Source organism: Dehalobacter sp. 12DCB1 (assembly GCF_004343605.1).
Lineage (GTDB): Bacteria > Bacillota > Desulfitobacteriia > Desulfitobacteriales > Syntrophobotulaceae > Dehalobacter.
Genome location: NZ_POSF01000011.1, coordinates 343,192 through 363,800 on the forward strand (window position 1 = coordinate 343,192; position 20,609 = coordinate 363,800).

15 protein-coding genes are annotated in these 20,609 nt (G+C 46.1%); 1 reads left to right on the forward strand and 14 read right to left on the reverse strand.

What is annotated here, in order from left to right; all coding sequences use genetic code 11:
• Nucleotides 1–9 precede the first annotated feature (9 nt).
• From C1I38_RS05210 to C1I38_RS05235, 6 genes are all read right to left on the reverse strand, one after another.
• On the reverse strand, nt 10–615 hold the full coding sequence (locus C1I38_RS05210; protein WP_119775973.1) for a Maf family protein: 606 nt from the start codon (nt 613–615) through the stop codon (nt 10–12).
• Nucleotides 616–877: 262 nt separating this feature from the next.
• Complete coding sequence (gene cimA / locus C1I38_RS05215) at nt 878–2,479, reverse strand: citramalate synthase (RefSeq protein ID WP_119775971.1); 1,602 nt, start codon at nt 2,477–2,479, stop codon at nt 878–880.
• A 307-nt stretch (nt 2,480–2,786) separates the two neighbouring features.
• The gene (locus tag C1I38_RS05220; RefSeq protein ID WP_026156264.1) at nt 2,787–3,419 is read right to left on the reverse strand and encodes a redox-sensing transcriptional repressor Rex; all 633 of its coding nucleotides are present in this window, start codon (nt 3,417–3,419) and stop codon (nt 2,787–2,789) included.
• 132 nt (nt 3,420–3,551) lie between these two features.
• Nucleotides 3,552–4,259, reverse strand: coding sequence for an SPOR domain-containing protein (locus C1I38_RS05225; RefSeq protein WP_119775969.1), 708 nt, complete (start codon nt 4,257–4,259; stop codon nt 3,552–3,554).
• 31 nt (nt 4,260–4,290) lie between these two features.
• Complete coding sequence (locus tag C1I38_RS05230) at nt 4,291–5,625, reverse strand: folylpolyglutamate synthase/dihydrofolate synthase family protein (RefSeq protein ID WP_119775968.1); 1,335 nt, start codon at nt 5,623–5,625, stop codon at nt 4,291–4,293.
• Between the two features lie 22 nt (nt 5,626–5,647).
• Nucleotides 5,648–8,323: a valine--tRNA ligase gene (locus C1I38_RS05235; RefSeq protein WP_119775966.1), complete on the reverse strand. Its 2,676-nt coding sequence runs from the start codon at nt 8,321–8,323 to the stop codon at nt 5,648–5,650.
• 462 nt (nt 8,324–8,785) lie between these two features.
• Between C1I38_RS05235 and C1I38_RS05245 the strand changes: the two genes are divergently transcribed.
• Nucleotides 8,786–10,585, forward strand: coding sequence for a ribonuclease J (locus tag C1I38_RS05245; RefSeq protein WP_119775962.1), 1,800 nt, complete (start codon nt 8,786–8,788; stop codon nt 10,583–10,585).
• A gap of 128 nt (nt 10,586–10,713) precedes the next feature.
• Here the strand turns inward: C1I38_RS05245 and C1I38_RS05250 are convergent, their stop codons facing one another.
• From C1I38_RS05250 to lonB, 8 genes are all read right to left on the reverse strand, one after another.
• Nucleotides 10,714–11,061 (reverse strand): EamA family transporter, encoded by a 348-nt coding sequence (locus C1I38_RS05250; RefSeq protein WP_020491430.1) that lies wholly within the window; start codon nt 11,059–11,061, stop codon nt 10,714–10,716.
• Nucleotides 11,062–11,065: 4 nt separating this feature from the next.
• On the reverse strand, nt 11,066–11,797 hold the full coding sequence (locus C1I38_RS05255) for a glycosyltransferase family 2 protein (RefSeq protein ID WP_020491429.1): 732 nt from the start codon (nt 11,795–11,797) through the stop codon (nt 11,066–11,068).
• Between the two features lie 67 nt (nt 11,798–11,864).
• Nucleotides 11,865–13,319, reverse strand: a complete 1,455-nt coding sequence (locus tag C1I38_RS05260) for a glycosyltransferase family 39 protein (protein ID WP_243103709.1) — start codon at nt 13,317–13,319, stop codon at nt 11,865–11,867.
• A 208-nt stretch (nt 13,320–13,527) separates the two neighbouring features.
• Nucleotides 13,528–14,124, reverse strand: a complete 597-nt coding sequence (locus C1I38_RS05265; protein ID WP_020491427.1) for a hypothetical protein — start codon at nt 14,122–14,124, stop codon at nt 13,528–13,530.
• A gap of 116 nt (nt 14,125–14,240) precedes the next feature.
• Nucleotides 14,241–15,230: a sodium:calcium antiporter gene (locus C1I38_RS05270; protein WP_119775937.1), complete on the reverse strand. Its 990-nt coding sequence runs from the start codon at nt 15,228–15,230 to the stop codon at nt 14,241–14,243.
• Nucleotides 15,231–15,389: 159 nt separating this feature from the next.
• Entirely contained in the window at nt 15,390–15,998 is a 609-nt protein-coding gene (yihA, locus tag C1I38_RS05275) for a ribosome biogenesis GTP-binding protein YihA/YsxC (RefSeq protein ID WP_119775935.1), read from the reverse strand.
• Between the two features lie 265 nt (nt 15,999–16,263).
• Nucleotides 16,264–18,648, reverse strand: coding sequence for an endopeptidase La (gene lon, locus C1I38_RS05280; protein WP_119775934.1), 2,385 nt, complete (start codon nt 18,646–18,648; stop codon nt 16,264–16,266).
• Nucleotides 18,649–18,686: 38 nt separating this feature from the next.
• On the reverse strand, nt 18,687–20,432 hold the full coding sequence (lonB, locus tag C1I38_RS05285) for an ATP-dependent protease LonB (protein ID WP_020491423.1): 1,746 nt from the start codon (nt 20,430–20,432) through the stop codon (nt 18,687–18,689).
• Nucleotides 20,433–20,609: the final 177 nt, after the last annotated feature.

A 20,609-nucleotide genomic window follows, 5' to 3' on the forward strand; every position in this document is an offset into this window, starting at 1 on the left:
AGGTATCTTTCATTTTTTAGGGGAAATCTCCCTATCCTTAAGCTTTCGTACCAGAAGCTCCATTGGTAGTCCGACCACATTCGTCCAGGAACCACTGACTGCTGTCACAAACCCGGCAGCTTTACCCTGAATCCCATAAGCGGCTGCTTTATCCATCGGTTCGCCTGTCGCAATATAGTCCTTAATTTCCTGGACCTTCAGTTCCCGAAAAGACACAGTTGTAATCTCAACAGCAGTCTCCACGCTGATCTGCTGACGAACTTTGTCCATTGCGGCTAGTGCAATCGCGGTCATCACCCGGTGGGTTTTTCCGCTTAAGTCAAGAAGCATTTGTTCTGCTTCCTCCTCATTAGCAGGCTTTCCGAATATCTTGTTGTCTAACACTACAATGGTATCGGCACCCAAAACCAGATCATCCGCAGAACCGCGTAAATCAAGCCACGCTTCAAATCCGGAAAGCGCCTTGCGTCTGGCAAGATCCTGTACGCCTATGTCAGGCAAAACACCAGGCGGAAGAGTTTCGCAGACCGGAGCACTGACAAGTCTGAAGTCATATCCCCATTCCTCCAGAAGCTCACGCCTCCGCGGTGAAGCCGAAGCCAAAACCAACATCATCTGTCACATCCCAAGCATCTTTCTATTCCTTCACAATCATCTACATCGCTATAAACAATTAATACTTACGAAGCCCTCCTGCCCGAACTTATGATCAGTCTATGGATCACCGTTCCGCTGTGAACGGAGCATGAATGAAGTAAATATTTAACAAGCCAGGGTCATCGTTCCCCGGCTGTTAATTCTCCTATTAGTCTAGCATTATTCCCTTTTTTTGACAAGTCCAGCGTGTATTAACACTCTTACGACAAAATGCAAAAGTCTATGCCTTACCCCGAGAGCTTAAGATAACCAGATAAAGTGCATCAAGCAGCGCTTTGGCACTGGCCTTAATAATATTACTGGATACCCCGATCGTTCCCCAGGTATTGACACCATGCTTCGTTTCAACTACAACCCGGACAACTGAACCTGTGCCCCTGGAGCCGTCAAGAACCCTAACTTTATAGTCTGTCAGCTCACTCTCTTCAATAGCCGGGAAGAAGGCACCCAAAGTGCTTCTGAGAGCTTGGTCAAGCGCATGAACCGGCCCGTCTCCTTCGGCTGCAATATGAACCTGTTTGTCTTCCACCTGCACTTTCACGACTGCTACTGAGTCAAGCTCACCGCGCAGCGGATCACTCCAAACATGATAATCTTCAAGCGTAAACGGCTGTTCATATTTGCCCATGATCTCCATTAATAGCAGATCCAGGCTGCCCTCTGCTGTCTCATACTGAAATCCTTCGTTTTCGGCATTCTTGATTCTTTCCATCGCCAGTTCCACGAGCGGATCATCTTTTTCAATCTCAGGTCTGAACCGGCGCATTTTCAAACACAAGTTTGCTTTTCCGGATTGATCTGAGATCAGGACCCGACGTTCATTCCCGACTGAAGCAGGGTCAATGTGCTCAAAGGTTTTGTTGTTCTTCATAACCGCATCGACATGCATACCCGCTTTATGGGCAAATGCGCTTCTGCCCACAAACGGTTGTTTCTCATCAAACGGATAATTGGCTAGTTCCGCCACATACCTGCTTAAATAAGAAATATTGTGCAGAACCTCAGGTTCAAGAAGATGATAGCCTAATTTCAGCTGCAGCCAGGGTATCAGCGTGCTTAAGTTTGCATTGCCGCAGCGTTCCCCGAAACCATTCCAGGTTCCCTGGATCTGATTCACTCCTGCCTCAACAGCCGCCAGCGTATTTATAACAGCCAGTCCTCCATCATTGTGAGTATGAATACCAAGTACGACAGGGGAAAGCTCCTTCCTGACAACCTGCACCCCGTTCGTGATTTCCCTGGTATAGGTGCCGCCATTCGTGTCGCAGAGGACAAGCCCTTTCGCTCCGCCAAGCATAGCGGCTTCCAGACAGCTTAACGCAAAAGCAGGGTCATCCTGCCAACCGTCAAAATAGTGTTCCGCATCAAAAAAAACTTCTTTGCCGGCTTTCACAAGATATTCGACAGATTCTCTGATAATTCTTAAGTTTTCTTGCAGACTTGTTCTTAAGACCGTCTCAACATGGAGCTTCCAGGTCTTTCCAAAAATCGTCAGAGTATCTGCTCCGGAAGCAATCAGTCCGTTCAATAAATCACTTTTTTCCGGAGATTCGCCGACCCTGCAGGTGCTGCCGAATGCAACGACTCTCGTCCGAGAACGCCAGTCTTCATTCTCGGCAAAATCCGTCCAGGATGACATCGCACGGTAAAACTCATTATCTTTAGGATTCGCACCTGGCCAGCCGGCTTCCACATAGTCGATACCGGCTTCAATCATCTTTTGCATATAGAAAAACTTATCTTTGGCCGAGAAGTGGATGCCTTCTCCCTGAGCTCCGTCCCTCAGCGTCGTGTCATAAATTGAAATATGCTTGTCCGCCATTCTCTTCCCTCCCAAAAATACTCTGTACATCTAAGAATTGCTTAAAAGTGTTTAATAATTCATTTTACCTGTAAATGTGAAATTAATAAAGCCTTTGGCTTGATATTTTGTTAAGTAGCTATTCTCGGGTTAGTCTAGCCATCATATAGAGACTGGGGATTGAATCTTTATAAATTCCAAATGTAGAATCTTTCTTCGTACAACAGAAAAACAAAAAAGAAGGTATCCAGTGTTAGCATATCGGGAATACCTTCCTTAATTTCCATATGAGATTCCATGCTGTCATATTTTTAGAAAAACAATGTTCTTAAGCCATTTTTCCGCCCAGATTGAATGTCAGAACTTCAAGGTTTACAGACAAATCAACATTTCTGAGTTCCACAGTGGGAGGAACATTTAAAACCACAGGCGCAAAATTCAAAATGGCCTGGACTCCGCCTTTAACAAGTTTATCAACAATTTCCTGGGCCGCGGATGCCGGGACAGTGATTGCCCCAATTTGGATCTGATTTTGGGCGACGACTTCTTCCATCTTATCAATCGGCAATACTTCGATATCGTTAATCCTCATCCCAATTTTTTGCGGATCGTTGTCAAAAATATTGATGATCGAAAATCCGCGTTCTTTAAAACCCTTATACGTACTCAGGGCCAGTCCGAGGTTGCCCAGTCCTACGAGGCAGACGCTCCACTCATTGCTGAGCCCCATGATCCGAAGAATGTTTTTATGCAGGTCTTTGACATTGTAACCTACTCCGCGGATTCCAAACTCGCCAAAATAAGCAAGGTCTTTACGAACCTGAGCAGGACTTACACCTACTCCTTCAGCAATATCACCTGAAGAAATCGTTATGATTCCTTTGCGGTCTATCTCTGTTAAGTAACGAGAATATACGGAAAGCCTTATAATGGTTGCTTCAGGAATTTTCAATGTTTTCAAATCCAAATCCCCCATTTCGTCTGACTTCAAAGATAAGTTAATTATATCACTAGCCAAAGAAAATGCAATTAAACGGAAGGAAACACAAGATATTACTGTACTAATAATGTTTTTGACCCTTACTTAAAATAATCAGGGATTCTGTTCAAAATACTTGTAAGTAACCCATTTATACTCAGCAAAGACTTGAAGAAGCTGCTGATTATATTTATATTGAGAATTTCCCTGACTATCCAGGGAAGCATTAAGGGTACTCAAATCATCCTGCAAATGCCTGAAATCTTCCGGATAATCACTGTTTATAACATTCCGGATTCTATCTGCTGCATCAGTTCGGTCATAGTCTTGTCCTAGATTTGCACATAATGAATTCGCTAGTTCGAGGATTTTCAATACTGTTTCCGTTTCGCTGCCACTGACCTTATAGTGTAAAGCAGGATACGTCACTTCCCTGACCCATGAATCAATGCCGTTTTCTAATAAGCCCTGGTAATAAGAAAGTGCCTCTTCATCAGAGCCAAAGGCGCCCACCGCAACCTGATAAGGCTCCTTGCTGATTATTACGGCCTGGCAACCCTTGTTATGCAAATTCTGCAGCAATGCTTCGGCATTTTTTTTATCCTTATAAACACCGATCTGACAGGTCCAAAGTTTGATTTCCGGCAAATTGAGAATCTCGCTGCTTGTTTTTGACGGATTTTCTGAGGTTGCGGTAGTCTCTGAGGAAACAAGCCCGACAAACATCTTTCCTGTATGCCATACAAAGCAGCCGACAGCAGATAATCCTAGTATTACCATTATAATTGAAATCAAAACACCTGATCTAAATTTTTTTTCCATCAGGCAACTCCTTCAAATCTTTTTATTCAGATCATATGAAGGAGCGGCAATAAATATAATGATCCAACAAAAATTTTCTTACCCCGGAAATCATATACAGGGAGCCGGTGACACAAAGCAGATCATCCGGCTTCATTTTTTCAAGCCCTTTTCTTACTGCTTCGGCAGGATCTTCGACCGTCAATACGTTTTCCTGTGCCAGATACTTCTGTGCGATTCTTGCTACATACTCCCAGTCCCCAGCCCTTGGGGAATCCGGCTTTGTTACGATGATTTCATCGGCCAGCGGTGCGATAATCTCAACGGCTTTTTCTATTTCTTTGTCCCTAAGCATACCGAGACAAAGCAACAACCGGTTCCTTCTCAATGGTCCGTCGGCGTATTGTTGAAGGGCTTTAGCCAGAGATAGCATCCCATCGGCATTATGTGCCCCGTCCAGGAGAACTTTAGGATTCTGCAACAAGATTTCCAGTCTACCTGGCCAGCGGACTGCCTTGAGACCTTCCCTGACAGCGTTTTCAGGGATATTCAGAGAATACGTTTCGACTAACACTTCGCAGATTGCCAACGTAGCCGCTGCATTGGTAAACTGATGTTCCCCAAGAAGTGCAAGTTCCAGGTCTGAATAAGACCAGTACAAACCTTCATAGGAAAAACGCCACAAGCCATCGGCAGCATGCTGCCAGTGTACATCGCGGCCTACCTCAATCAGCCTGGATCCTTTTTGGGCAGCCCGGTCCTCAATGACCTTCAAAACTTCCGGCCTGTCCGAAGATGTGATCACCGGAACGTTCTCCTTAATAATGCCGGCCTTTACCCCGGCGATCGCTTCAAGCGTATCTCCAAGATAATCCATATGGTCCATCCCAATACTGGTCAGCACGGATATTAAAGGCGTAACCACATTGGTAGAATCAATTTCACCGCCGAGACCAACCTCAAGAAGGACGAGATCGGGTTGTTTCTCGGCAAAATAACACAGAGCCAGCGCCGTACAGACTTCAAATTCGGTCGGATGTTCAATCCCAAGACGCTCCATTTCCTCAAGATGAGGTTTCAGCCTATTAATGCCTGAAACTACATCTTCCCGTGAAATCATCTCCCCGTTGATCGTGATTCTTTCCCGAAAATCATGAAGGTGAGGGGACGTAAACATTCCTGCTTTATAACCGGCCTGTTTCAGAATCGACTGGAGCATCACGGTCGTCGAACCTTTTCCGTTAGTGCCACCAATATGAATGACTTTGATTTTTCTTTCCGGGTGGTCCAGACGCTCCAGCAAAGCCTTAATGCGCTCCAATCCGAGGTTTATGCCAAATTTCGTCAGGTTCTTGATATATTCCTGCGTCTCTTCGTATCCCGTCATTATCCTCAATCCTTTGCAAGATTTATTCAAGCTCTTCGCTTAAATCAGATAGTCTGAGTTTCAAAGAACGCATTCTGGCCATGATATCATCCAGCTTCTCTCTTTCCTTTTGGACGACCTCTTCCGGCGCTTTCGAGGTAAACCCCAGGTTGCCGAGCTTGTCTTCCAACCTTTTCTGTTCCTTGATCGTATTTTCGATTTCCTTGCGAACCTTGGACACTTCTTTGTCCAAGTCAAGCAGCCCCTTCAGTGGGATATAAACGGTAACACCAGTAAGGACCGCACTTGCGGACTGTGGCGGTTTATTCTCCATCTGCTGCAGAATTGTGATAGCTTCTGCAACTGCAAGCTGACGAATATCCGCAAAGCCGCTTTGCAGAACTGCGAGCATATCTTTTTCGGGAGCTACGAGCAGGATATCTGCCCTGCGGCCCGGAGCGACACCCATTTCTGCCCGGATATTGCGCACTGCCCGAATAATATCCATCAGGATATTCATATCTTTTTCAACCTGCTCGTTGCGATACCCTTCAACTTTGGGCCAGGAGCTGAGCACAATCGTTTTACCTTTAACAGGCAGATGCTGCCAGATCTCCTCAGTTAAGAACGGCATAAACGGGTGAAGCAGTCTCATGGTCCCTTCCAGTACTTCAAAGAGAATGCGCTGGGCAATCTGGCGTTCAGACTGGTTTTCTTTCATATAGAGCCGTTTTTTGGTCAGCTCGATGTACCAGTCACAATATTCATTCCAGATAAATTCATAGAGCATTCTGCCGGCTTCCCCAAGGTCAAATCGCTCTAAAGCAGCTGTGACATTCTGAACCGTATCTTCATAGCGCGACAGGATCCATTTGTCTGCCAGGGTAAGCTCAGCAGCATCCGATCCGGCAGGCGATTCCTTAGCTTCCGGTTGGTAGTCCTCAAGATTCATCAGCACAAAACGGGAGGCATTCCAGATTTTATTCAAAAAGTTTCTGGTAGACTCTAGTTTTTCAAAATGGAATCTCAGATCATTACCCGGCGTGTTGCCGGTAATCAGCATAAACCTCAGGGTGTCCGCGCCATATTGATTAATGACTTCAATCGGATCGACACCGTTGCCAAGTGATTTACTCATCTTGCGCCCCTGCGGGTCGAGAACCAACCCGTGAATCATTACCTTGTGGAACGGAACATCTTCCCGGAATTCCAGTCCCATAAAAATCATCCGGGCTACCCAGAAGAAAATAATATCCCTGCCGGTAACCAGAACACTCGTCGGATAAAACTGTTCCAGTTCAGCGGTATTTTCGGGCCATCCCATGGTCGAAAACGGCCAGAGCGCTGAAGAAAACCACGTATCCAGAACATCGGGATCCTGCTGCAGGTGATGGCTTCCGCATTTCGGACATGCCGCCGGATCCTCTTTCACGCAAACTTCAGCTCCGCAATCCTGACAATACCAAACCGGAATACGATGACCCCACCAGAGCTGCCGGGAGATGCACCAATCCCGGATATTTTCCAGCCAGCCTGTATAGATCCTTGCAAAACGGTCAGGCACAAACTGCAGATCGCCATCTTGCACGACTTTAATTGCCGGTTCAGCCAAAGGATTCATTTTTACAAACCACTGCCTGCTGACTCGGGGCTCAACTACTGTGGAACAGCGGTAACACTCGCCCACTGCATGGGTATGCGGTTCTATCTTAACTAAAAGACCGAGTTCCTCCAGATCTTTAACGATCCGACGACGTGCTTCGTAACGATCTAGCCCCTGGTACTTGCCGCCGTTTTCATTGATGGTGGCATCACTGTTCATGATATTAATCTGCTCCAGATGATGACGGAGGCCCATCTCAAAGTCATTTGGGTCATGCGCAGGCGTAATTTTGACTGCGCCGGTGCCAAATTCCTTCTCGACATATTCGTCGGTAATCACCGGAATCTCTCTTTTCACTAAAGGAAGGATCACATTCTTTCCTGCAAGATGCCGGTACCGTTCATCCTCAGGGTGTACGGCGACTGCTACGTCTCCAAGCATCGTTTCGGGACGTGTCGTTGCCACAATAACGCCTTCTCCGCCATCCGCTGCCGGATAACGGATATGCCACAAGTTCCCTTCCCGTTCATTATGTTCGACTTCAATATCTGAAATGGTCGTATGGCACTTGGAACACCAATTGACAATATAATTTCCTCTATAAATCAGGCCTTTGTTGTACAGGTTGACAAAGACTTCTCTTACAGCCTTGGAACATCCTTCGTCCATAGTAAACCGTTCCCGTGACCAATCACAGGAAGCACCCAGCTTGCGCAGCTGACGGGTGATTGTACCGCCATACTGTTCTTTCCAGGCCCAGACTCTTTCCAGAAATTTTTCTCTTCCAAGTTCGTGTCTGTTCGTTCCTTCTTTGGCCAGCTGTTCTTCGACTTTGGCCTGGGTGGCAATGCCCGCGTGGTCTGTACCGGGAAGCCATAACGTATTATATCCCTGCATTCTTTTATAACGGGCCAGAATATCCTGCAGCGTGTTATCCATCGCGTGTCCGAGATGCAAAGACCCGGTTACATTCGGCGGCGGCATCACAATGCTGAAAGGTTTCTGCTCCGGTTCAACTTTGGGCGTAAAAAATCCGTTTTGTTCCCAATATTCATACCATTTTTCCTCTACCTGGCCAGGATCATATGTTTTGGCCATCTGTTGATCCTCACTCATAAAAAGGCTCCTTTCGAACCAAAAAAATCTTCCGGCCCAAAGGACGAAAGACTCACATAACATACTTCATACCGGAATAGTATACGGTTGTACGGTTCCAGCCGGCAATGAATCGGGAAATCTTTCAGCCCCTCTGCCAATCCCACTCTAAATTCGATACTGCCGCCAACAACAAAAGGCTTTGCGCCAGCAAAGTTTTCTTTATTATACTGAGGCAGCATAAAAAAGTCAAAAGGTTTTAAGCGAAAGGGCCCAATTTGCATTCAAATTGTATTAGAAAGGTTTCCCAGGTAATATTTGTTTAAAAACATAAATACGTGATATAATAATAGTTAATGTGCCTCAGAACGGCTAATAAAAAATTACTGAAATATGCTTAAACACCGGGGCGTTTGGGTTTAACCGTATTTTGGCTTGTTTTCTGCTTGTTTGACGCAACACAAAATATGGAGGTAAAAGTTTTTGACAAAAGAGAATAAACTGCAAATTATTCCTCTCGGAGGTCTCGGGGAAATCGGCAAGAACATGACCGTCATCCGGTATAATAATAAAATTATCCTGGTTGATGCTGGTCTAACATTTCCGAATGAAGACCTCTTAGGTATTGACATCGTGATTCCGGACTATACGTATTTGATTGAAAACCAGGCAATGGTTGCTGGGATACTCATCACTCATGGCCATGAAGATCACATTGGGGCTCTCCCTTATTTATTGAAGGATCTCAATGTCCCTGTTTATGGGACACGCCTTACAATTGGCCTGATTCAGTCCAAACTGAAGGAAGCAAATATTACAAAAGTGACACTCAATGTCATTCATCCGAATGACACGGTCCGGCTCGGCGCTTTCCGGGTCGAATTCATCAACATCAGCCACAGTATTCCAGGCTCTGTCGGCCTGGCAATCCATACACCGATCGGTACCATTGTCCATACCGGAGATTTTAAGCTCGACCATACGCCTGTCAGTGGTGATGTCCTGGATATACACAAATTTACCGAGCTAGGGGAACACGGCGTTCTATGCCTGATGTCCGACAGCACGAATGTCGACCGTCCCGGCTTTACCATGTCCGAGCGGTCTGTCGGCCAAAATATTGATGAAGCCTTTTTCCACGCCGAAGGACGGATTATCTTTGCTAGTTTTGCTTCAAATATCAACAGGCTGCAGCAGGCGATTTCCGCTGCGGTCAAATGCCAACGCAAAGTTGCCGCAATCGGACGAAGCATGGTCAATGTCATTAATATCGCGATGGATTTGGGTTATCTTGATATACCGGAAGGCACCCTAATTGAAGTAGACAAGGCAATGGATTATCCCGGCAACCAGCTCTGCATCCTAACCACAGGCAGCCAAGGGGAACCGATGTCGGCTTTAAGCAGAATAGCCAGCGGTGACCACCGCCAGATCTCAATCAGTGAGAACGACACGGTCATTATTTCGGCCAGCGCGATTCCCGGCAACGAGAAAGCCATTTCACGCAATATCGACCAGCTGCTCAAACTCGGAGCGCATGTCATCTATGAACCGATTTCAGGAATGCACGTTTCGGGGCATGCCAGTGAAGAAGAACTTAAATTGATGTTCAGTATGGTGAAACCGAAATATTTCCTCCCTGTCCATGGTGAGTACCGCATGCTTGTCAAGCACGCTGAACTCGCACAGCAGGTCGGCATCCCCAAAGAAAATATCTTTATTGCCGAAAACGGCAGTGTTTTGGAATTCACGGACGAGGGCGCTAAAATGGCCGAAAGTATTCCGGCAGGCAGAGTTCTGATCGATGGCTTCGGAATTGGTGATGTCGGCAATATTGTACTGCGTGACCGTAAACAGTTATCGCAGGATGGGATATTGATTACTGTCCTGACTGTCAGCCGTCCGACCGGTGCATTGGTCGCAGGACCTGATGTCGTCACCCGCGGGTTTATTTATGTACGGGAGTCGGAGGAAATCATCAGCGAAGTCAGGTACCTGATCCGGGAGGCTATGCAGGAATGCCAGCAGAAGGGTATCAATCAATGGGCCCCGATCAAAAACAAGGTCAAAGATATTGTCGGAAGACACCTCTATCAGAAGACCGGCAGACGTCCGATGATTTTGGTCATCATCCAGGAAATAAACAGCGAAGCAATTAAGGACACAAATAAGAAAGACACTGCTGCCAGAGAAACAACGAACCAATCGCCCAACTACAAGGAAATGGCCGTAAAAGCTCGTCCGAAAAGAACAATGAAGCCTAAGATTCAAGCCCCGACATGATATTCCTTTTAAAATATTAAAAAATTTAGAAAACGAATAGATTTAACACATCAGACAATAAAAAGATTACCTGAGTCCGTTCAACGGACTCAGGTAATCTTTTTATCAGAAATTCTTTAAGCGGGACATTACTTCATGTTTAGCACGATGACCCCGGCTACAATCAATAAAGTCCCACCAACCTTTGCAGCTGAAACCTGTTCCTGAAGAAAGAAAAAGGAAAGCAGCATTACCAGGATATAGCCCAGACTGACCATTGGATAAGCAATACTGAGCTCCAGCTTTCTCAGGACAAATATCCACATCAGCATGCTGAAAACAAAACAGCTCACGGCAAAGACCATCTTCGGACTGATCATCGAATAAACAAGGTTCCATATCCCACTGTCCGGCCGAAGTTCCCCTGCCGCCAGCTTAAGAACGAACTGCCCGGTCGATCCCAGAGCAATGGAAATCAAGGCCAGCAAATAGATCATCCGTTTATCTCACCTTAGCCAGCAATGCAAAGTAACCTCTGACTGTCTTTGACACCTGCATTTTGCTGGCCCCTTCTTTCTGTTGATAATGAAGAATAAGCGGTACCTCCCCGGCTTTAACCTCCATCCTGCTGAATTTAGCAACGATCTCGGCCATACAGTCAAAACCGTTGGTCGTAATCAGCTCTTTCCAGCGGTCCTGTGCCTTTCTGATTACTCTCACCCGGTAAGCCCTGTAGCCAGATGAATAATCATTGAGGTTTTTGATGCGAAAAAACAATTTAAAGAAACACCTGGCGCCCCGGCTGAAAAACTTTCGTAAGGTTTTCAGCCCAATTTCATATCCTCCCGAAGTAAATCTGGAGGCGACAACCAAGTCAAGATCCCGACTGTTCAGCGTTTCAATCATGCTCTCGATCAGCAGGGGACTGTGGGTATTGTCGGCATCCATGGTAACCAGGACATCGTCATCCTTCAGGGTTTCCAGCGCATGACGTAAAATCGTTTTGACGGCTTCTCCGAGGCCCTTGTTTCCGTGGTGCCTGACCAGTGTTACATAACCATGATCTCGAGCGTAAGTGCTTACAATTTCTGCAGTATCATCGATGCTGCCGTCATCCACCAGCAGGACCTGAATATTATACCGGCTGACCTCTCGGTAGGATGCAATGCTGTTGAATAAATGAATAATCCCGGTTGCTTCATTGTAGGCGGGCAAGCCAATCAGAACCTTCATATCACTCGCCTCCTCCAGGCAGTATTGCCAAAAGATAAACGTAAGTTTGCGGATAAGCAGTCACCGCTCACTTTAGTACATAAATCGGGTAGCCCTGTACGACCTCGAGCTTCTGATATTTTCCTTCAATATAGCTCATTAACTTCTCATCCTGATCCCCATATATTTTCCCCTGAATTGGCACAAAATATTTGGCTCCCCTTGCAATATAATCATCCAGTTCCTGAATAGGATCTTTGGGTGTTGCAGCATACAGCCTAAGATTGTACCGCCAGCCTCTTCTGTCCGTTAAGTCCAGCAGACACGGATCCAGAGAACCGACGACTAGGAGATCGTTCTGATCCGTCAGCTGCTTTACTACGTTTACTTGTTTCGCCATCACCGTGTTGATGGTGAACATCGGTTTGACCAGATCATAACTTTCCTTCATTAAGAGCAGTACCAATACTACTCCTGCAATTTTCCCAACTGAACCCGAAACCGCCCTGGCCAAAAGATTACCGGCCAACAAACAGCACGGCACCATCAAAAATATTAGGTAATAAAACGCCCGGATCTCACTTACAATCAGGATTGCCTCAAAAATCATCGTGATAAACCAGAGCAAAAAGACTTTTTGCTTTTCCCGCAAAAAAAATATTCCTGCGAGGCAAAGAAGCAGCCCGCTTATTCCAAGGGCCTTAGGCAAATTTACCACAAAAAAGTCAAGTGCCTCCGGACTGTAAAAGGCGGTAATCACCTGCTTAAAGATAATATTACGGGTAATGCCCAGTGTAAATTTATATTCCGCAGCGGCAGTACTGAAATAGTAGTAGCAGGCTGGGATCGCTGTCGTAATGAAGCCGTATATCCAAAAAATACGCATTTTCAACCATTTGCGACCATAATACTTAAAACAGAGATACATCATAGGGATTCCAATTAAAATCACAGGTGGTTTGGTCATGATTGCAAAAGCTAAAAAAAACGAGCTTAAAATAAGCAAACCGTATTTGCTTTGCAGATCGCTATAATCGTGATCGTTTTGATTGATAATCCACCGATTAAAATAGTAAAATCCTCCGATCCAGAACATCAGGGCTGCGGACTCAGGCATAATCGCCCGGGAATAATACAGATTAATCGGCAGGATCCCATAAATCAGAAGACTATAAGCTGCTCCGTTCCGCCCGAGATACAGGCGTGCCAGCAGATACAGATACAGGGCTGAGATCAAGAAAAAAGCAATGGGGACAGCCCGTGCCAGAAAATAATGATAGCCGAATACTTTGTACAGGATCGCGATCAAATAGGTCGTAACTTGAATTTCCAACGCCGGAATATTTGGAAATGGTCCGTCGTAGTTCAAATTAGGATGAAACGGGTGAAAGTCATAACCTGCGAAATTCCTTGCGATGGATGCTGTGTCGGCTTGCCGCCAGCTCTCCTCAATTTCAACAGGACCAACATTAATGTGATAGAGCCTGAGCAGAAGAATAAAAGTCAATAGGAAAAATAGGATGGTTTTTTCTCTTTTCGTCATTATCGGCACCCCTGTTTTCAGCTAATGCTTTCATCTTTCCTCTGTCCACCGCGGCGCTCATCATCTGACTTAGCTTTTCCTATATATGAATTGCCTATACCAAAGCTTCTTTCAATAAAGAAAAAACCTTTTCCCTCTTGCTTGTTTGCCCTGAAACAATGCAAGTGGAAAAGGTATCCTGTCCTGTTGATTGACTACAGCGCACCAATTACCGCCGCCGAAGCTGCTTCTTTGTTTCGACTTCCCACCAGTTGAAAGCTTCCTCTTCATCCGTGAGTTCCGGTTTTTTGCTGCACAGTTCGTAGATCCGGGTCCTTTCCGCATCTGGGTTTTCACCGTACCAACTGGGATTGCTCCGAATATCAGCTGTGAATTTCCTGTCTTCCTCTAACGGCCATTTGGATCGCATCAGACTGTTTGGATGCGGTATATTGTTCAGCCGTCCATAAGAGACACGTTCGGAACCAAGAAAACCTGTACCGAGTACCCCTGCCAGCAGTCCAAGACCTATTCCTTCGGAAATAATTTTGACGGCCCCAAGGCTTTCAATTGGAAAATAAAGAGCCAAAAGCAGTATGCCAGCCACAGCATATCCCCCGGCAGCTAGTCCTGCGGGAAGCAGCCGGCCTGAGTCTCTGCTGGCTCGAAAACCGGCAGTCAGGCAACTCAGCAATAGACCAAAATCCACAAGATAGGCGATGATCGTTTCATCAATTCCAGCCAGTGTTGTGACCAGGACGGCCAAAAGGGTCAGGACCGTGACGAGCAGACCTATGGTAATGCCTTTTAGAATGCTTGTTCCCATAAAAAATCACCCGGTTTCGTATATTATCCTAATATAATATATTAGAACCGGGATAACCTTTATTCATCATTTTGGGAACATTTGTCTATTTTTTTCTATATACCTTCCGTTCGGAGTTAAATCGCTCTTAGGGAAAGGAATAAGAAGATTGCATAGAATACCCCGCCAATCATCAGGATTGCAGGGTAGAGGGTTTTTGTTTTGACAATGACAAAATACTGAAGGGATGCAGAGGCTAGGGCAAGCAGCGCACTGACCAGGGCCAGCGGTTCCAGAACCCAGGAGGTCAGCGAAATGCCAATTGCCGGAATGACCGAGCTCTGGAAGACCATTGCTCCGGTGATATTTCCCATGGCCAATGTGTCTTTACCACGACGCACCCAGAGAACACTGTTGAATTTCTCCGGCAGTTCAGTTGCAATCGGCGTAATGATAATTGCCAGGATGAATACGGGGATTCCGGCAGCCGTGGATACAGCCTGAACAGAATTAATGAACAGTTCCGCGCCCGCAATGATAATTGCAAGCGCAGCTATGATCTGAACAAATATGACAATCAGTCTAGGCTCCCCCCTGCGGGAGAAGTAGCACGCGGGAAGTTCCTCTTCTAAATTCGCTTCACCATGGCTTGATTTGATTGTCCGGTAAACATAGGCACAATAAGCCCCTACAAGAATAATCACAATCAGCATTTTCAAAGAATGTGTCGGTAAGAAGGAAGCAACGATTGCGAGTGAATAGACAATCAGAAAGAACTTCAGATCCCGCTCGATGACTTCCGGATGAATATACATTGGTCTGTTTGTTCTACGGAATATCAGCACCGCAATCCCTGTGACAAAAAAAGCAAGTGTTCCAAGCATAAACGGCGCTCCTAAAATTGCCCCTATTCCAATGTCGTGCCCGCTTGCACCACTGGAGGTCAGAATCGCGAGGATCGGAATCAATGTTTCGGGCAAAGCGGTCCCTACTGCGGCAAAAATACTTCCGACAGCCCCTTCACCCAAATTGAGCTTCCTGCCAAGCCACTCTATTCCGTTTGTGAACACTTCTGCACCAAGAAGAATAATACCCAGACTGACAACCAAAAAAATTATATCAATCATTTTTCCTCTCCCGTTTTAGCTCAATAAACTATTTTTCTTAAACTATTACTTCAAAGCTATTAATGTTATTATTTTCCATGGAATTCTTAAGTATTCTATGTTTTATTTTGCATTACTCTTCAAAATTTATTGCTCTTCTTCATCGATTATTCTTCCGGATTACACTCCGGGTTTGTCTTCCGTAGAAAAGATAATATCATCCATGGCCTGATTCAATTCCTGAAGGCCGGTACCATCCTCCGAAGAAAATGGAATAATCGTCTTCCAGTCGGACATTTTGAAAGATTCTGCAATAATTTTGAGATATTTGGGCCGCTGCCCCCTCGCAATTTTATCCGCTTTTGTCGCTACCACCAGAACAGGAATGTTGTTGACCTTAAGCATTTCCATCATCATCCTATCTTCCTCGGTCGGCTGATGACGGATATCAACCAGCTGAATGACGCCTTTCAAATTTTCACGTAGACGAAAGTACGTCTGCATCATCTTCCCCCACTGCATTCGGGTCTCCTGAGCCACTTTTGCATAGCCATAGCCCGGCAAATCAACGAGATACCATTCATCATTAATATTAAAAAAATTAATCGTCTGCGTTTTGCCGGGCGTTTTGCCGACCTTGGCCAGCGCCTTGCGGTTGACAAGCTTATTGATTAAAGAAGATTTCCCTACATTGGAACGGCCTGAAACAGCCAGCTCCGGCCTAGATCCCTCAGGATACTGCTGCGGCTTCACTGCCGAAATCACAAATTCTGCTTTACGAAAAATCACACTATCACCTCAACGGGACATCGTCAGTACAATATCCCCACTATATCCTTAAATATCAACAGCTAATATTGTACTCCAAAATGGGGATTAATCCAAGGGAGACAAATGCACAGGGAGACCGGTTAGACTGGTTAGAAAACAAAGGTAAATACAGAGGGACGTTTTTCTTTATCTCCTCTGAAAAAGGATCCTAAAACGCCCCTCTGTCTCCCGTCTGATTGTATATAGGACTGAACTCTGTTTAGCAGCAGATTATTTGAGTTGCTTACAACGGCCTGCTTTCAGGCTGCGAAAAGTCCGTATTGTAGACCGGTAGCTGCGGCAGAAATTCCTGTGATTTGGGAAACGGAAGGAGGGCTATATCCAGAACTTCCTCCATTCGTTTTACAAAATAAAAATCCAGTTCCTTCCTGATTTCTTCCGGAATATCTTCCAAGTCCTTCAGGTTCTTTTCGGGAAGAATGATCGTTTTGATCCCTGCCCTGTGTGCAGCCAGCACTTTTTCCTTCACACCACCGATTGGCAGCACATTGCCGCGCAAGGTGATCTCTCCGGTCATCGCCACATCCTGGCGGACCGCTCTGGAAGAAAGCGCGGAAGCCATCGCCGTCGCCATTGTGATGCCAGCAGACGGTCCATCCTTTGGTACAGCTCCCTCCGGCACATGGATGTGCAAATCAAGCTGATCGTAAAAATCCTTACTTATCCCTAAAGCCTCAGCCTGGGAACGGACAAACGTCAGTCCGGCCTGCGCTGATTCTTTCATCACATCGCCAAGTTTTCCAGTCAGCGTCAATCTGCCTTTGCCGGCTAGAGGCGTAGCTTCAATGGTCAGTACATCTCCGCCGACTTCTGTATAAGCTAGGCCGACGGCGGCGCCGATTTCCGGTTCAAAGCCCACAGTTCGGTAAAAATAGCGGGGGGCTCCAAGCAGGGTTTCAATATCTTCCGAAGTCAGTGTCCTCGGTTCCCATTCCTTTTTCACGACCCGGACCGCAACTTTGCGTAATACATTGGCAATTTCGCGTTCCAGATTCCTGACGCCGGATTCCCGAGTATAACCGCGGACAACCTTCAGAACGCACGCGCTATCTAGCCGGACAATGTTTTCTTTTAGGCCGTGCGCTTTCATCTGCTTCGGTACGAGGTGCCGGACCGCAATATTGACTTTTTCATCTTCGGTATAACCGCTTAAATGAATAACTTCCATCCTGTCCAAAAGCGGGCGCGGAATATTCTCTATATAGTTGGCTGTCATGATGAACAACACTTTGGAAAGATCAAAAGGAATCTCCAGATAATGGTCCGCATAGGAATGATTCTGCTCCGGATCAAGCACTTCGAGCATGGCTGAAGCAGGATCCCCGCGAAAGTCTGAAGACATCTTGTCTATTTCATCGAAAAGAAAAACCGGATTTTTTGTTTCCGCCTTGCGAATTCCCTGAATCACCCTGCCCGGCAATGCCCCAATATACGTCCGGCGGTGACCCCTGATCTCCGCTTCATCGCGAACGCCACCCAGTGACATCCTGACGAACTTACGGTCCAGGGACCTCGCGATAGACTTGGCAAGTGAGGTCTTGCCTACTCCTGGCGGTCCAATGAAGCAAAGGATCGGGCTATGCATATTCGGCGTCAATTTACGGATGGAAAGAAACTCCAGGATCCTCTCCTTGACTTTTTCCAATCCATAGTGATCTTCTTCCAATATTTTTTCAGCCTTGCGCATGTCAGCTTTGTCCCGGCTCTCTTTATTCCAGGGAAGAGCAATGATCCAGTCAATATACGTCCGGACAACGGTTCCTTCAGCGGAAGATGCAGCCATTTTTTCGAGGCGATCCAGTTCTTTTAAAGCCTTCTCCCTGGCCTCATCCGTCAGATTCGCCTTTTCGATCTTCTCTTTATATTCTTCAATTTCAGCCTGTTTTTCATCCTTGTCGCCCAGTTCTTTCTGGATCGCTTTAATCTGTTCCCTTAAATAGTATTCTTTCTGGGCCTTTTCCATCTGTTTTCTGACTCTGAGCCCGATGCGTCTTTCCAATTCAAGGATCTCGATTTCACGCATAATTAGTTCGGTAAGCTTTTCCAGGCGTTCATTAACATCAATCGCACCAAGAACCGACTGTTTATCCTCTATCTTTAAATTCAGGTGGGAAGCCACTAAATCGGCCATCCGGCCAGGCTCTTTCACAGCAAGCACCGATCCGATCGCTTCGGGAGATACTTTTTTGCTGAGACGCGCATATTCCTCAAACTGATGTGTTAGACTCCTGGTCATATTCTCGTGTTCGGGAGTCATACGCTCATTACCGGGGAATTTTTCAACCTGCGCTTTGAAGAAAGGATCTTCCGTCAAAAATTCGATGACCTGGGCACGGCAGATCCCCTCGACAAGAACGCGCATTGTCCCACCGGGAAGTCTCAAAAGCTGTTTAATATCAACAATTGTGCCTACAGTATACAGATCATCGGTCGTCGGGCTGTCTATTTCCATTTCCTTTTGTGAAAGTAGAAGAATCTGGCGATCCAAAAGCATTGCTTCCTCAATGGCTGCCATGGATCTTTCCCTACCGACATCAAGATGAATCACCATATAGGGAAAGACAAGGATTCCTCTAAGCGGAAGGATCGGTATCTCTCTTTCGTGCATAATTTATCTCCCCTCAAAAGACTTGTCAGTGCTATATTCTAACACGGTTTACCTTGTTCATGCAAATTGCCGGATGGGATTTTTATCCTTTTCAGCACCTTATTAAGCGACACCTCTTTTTCCGATAAATCCACTTCGACCATGTTGGCGGCTGGCAAAGCGGGTTGAAGTACTTCATTCAATATCTCATCGAGCGTCTCCACCGGAATGATCTGGATATCCTTTTCCCAGTGAGTAAACCTGGCCTGCCAGTTTTCCTGCGGAATAAATACCTTTTTACACCCTGACTGGACGGCTGCCTCAATTTTTGCACTGATCCCGCCAACCGGTTTTACTCTTCCCCTGATCGATAACTCCCCGGTCATAGCTATGGTATTATCCACCTTGCATTTTTTAATTGCCGAATACACTGCTGTCGCCATAGCTGTGCCTGCAGATGGACCATCCATTGGAACTCCCCCGGGGAAATTGACATGGATATCGTAATGACGCGGTTCAATCTTATGCTCCCGGCAAAGTACGGTCAAAACATTTTCCAACGAGGAGCGCGCCATGCTTTTCCGGCGCGTTTTTTTACCTTCATAACCTGATTCTTCCTCTTCAACAATTCCAGTTACATAGAGCTCCCCCTTACGGTTCTTGACCGGGTAGGCTGTGACCTCAATTTCCAGGAGCATGCCAAGGTTTGCTCCGTAGATTGCCAGGCCATTGACCAATCCAATCTGGGGGAAAGGTGGAATTTTTTTCTCAGGCCTTGGCGTGTATTGTCCGGTCATAACCACCCATTCGATATTCTCCTCATCAATACAACGATGGCCTTCATTTTGAACGACTCCGGCTGCCAGCTGTACGATATTGACAGCTTCTCTGCCGTTCGTGGCATATTTTTTAAGAACTTCCAATGCTCCGTCTGTGATCTCAATATCAATTTTTTCGGCAGCGTTTTTGGCGATAACCGCAATCTCCTCCGGCTGAAGCGCCCTGAAGAAAATTTCCATACAGCGTGAGCGTACTGCCGCTGGTATTTCTTCCGGTCTTCTGGTCGTCGCGCCGATCATTCTAAAATCTGCCGGCAAGCCGTTTTGGAAAATATCGTGGATGTGCTCAGGGATATTGCTATCCTCAGAGCTATAATAGGAACTTTCCAGAATAACCTTGCGGTCCTCCATCACTTTAAGCAGTTTATTGATTTGAATGGCGTGAAGTTCACCAATTTCATCAATAAAAAGAATCCCGCCATGGGCTTTCGTGACAGCACCCATCTTGGGCTGTGGTATCCCCGCCATCCCCATGGCACCTGCGCCTTGATAAATTGGATCATGGACAGAACCGATCAGCGGATCAGCGATCCCTCTCTCATCGAATCTGGCCGTCGTACCGTCAATTTCAATAAATTTTGCCTCACTTTTAAACGGCGAGAGCGGATTTTTCATAGCTTCTTGAAGGACAAGCCTGGCCGCGGCTGTTTTGCCGACACCCGGAGGCCCGTACAGTAGAACATGCTGAGGATTCGGCCCACATAAAGCAGCCCGAAGTGCTTTCACACCTTCTTTTTGTCCAATGATTTCCGCAAAGACTTCCGGTCTGGTCTTTTCCGACAGCGGGATCGTCAAAGATATTTTACGCATTCTTTGCAGCTTTTCTTTTTGTTTCACGGACTCCTTCTCCACAGCAGATCTCGTCGAGTACTGCTGCCTTAACATCGTCCAGAAATAAATTCCAACAACCAATACAAAAGCCAACTGAATCATTGCCAGTAGTGACCCAAACCCCAAACCTTCCATTCCAGTACCTCCTGCTCAACACTCTCTATGTAGTATTTACCAGATCAGAAGATTCAAAACATATTGCGAAAGTCACCCGCAAAAATCGTTGCATTAATTATATTAGAATGATATCATTATTATATCAATTAAATGTTTGATCCAGTTTGATTTAAACTGGTTTTTCACAAAGAAAGG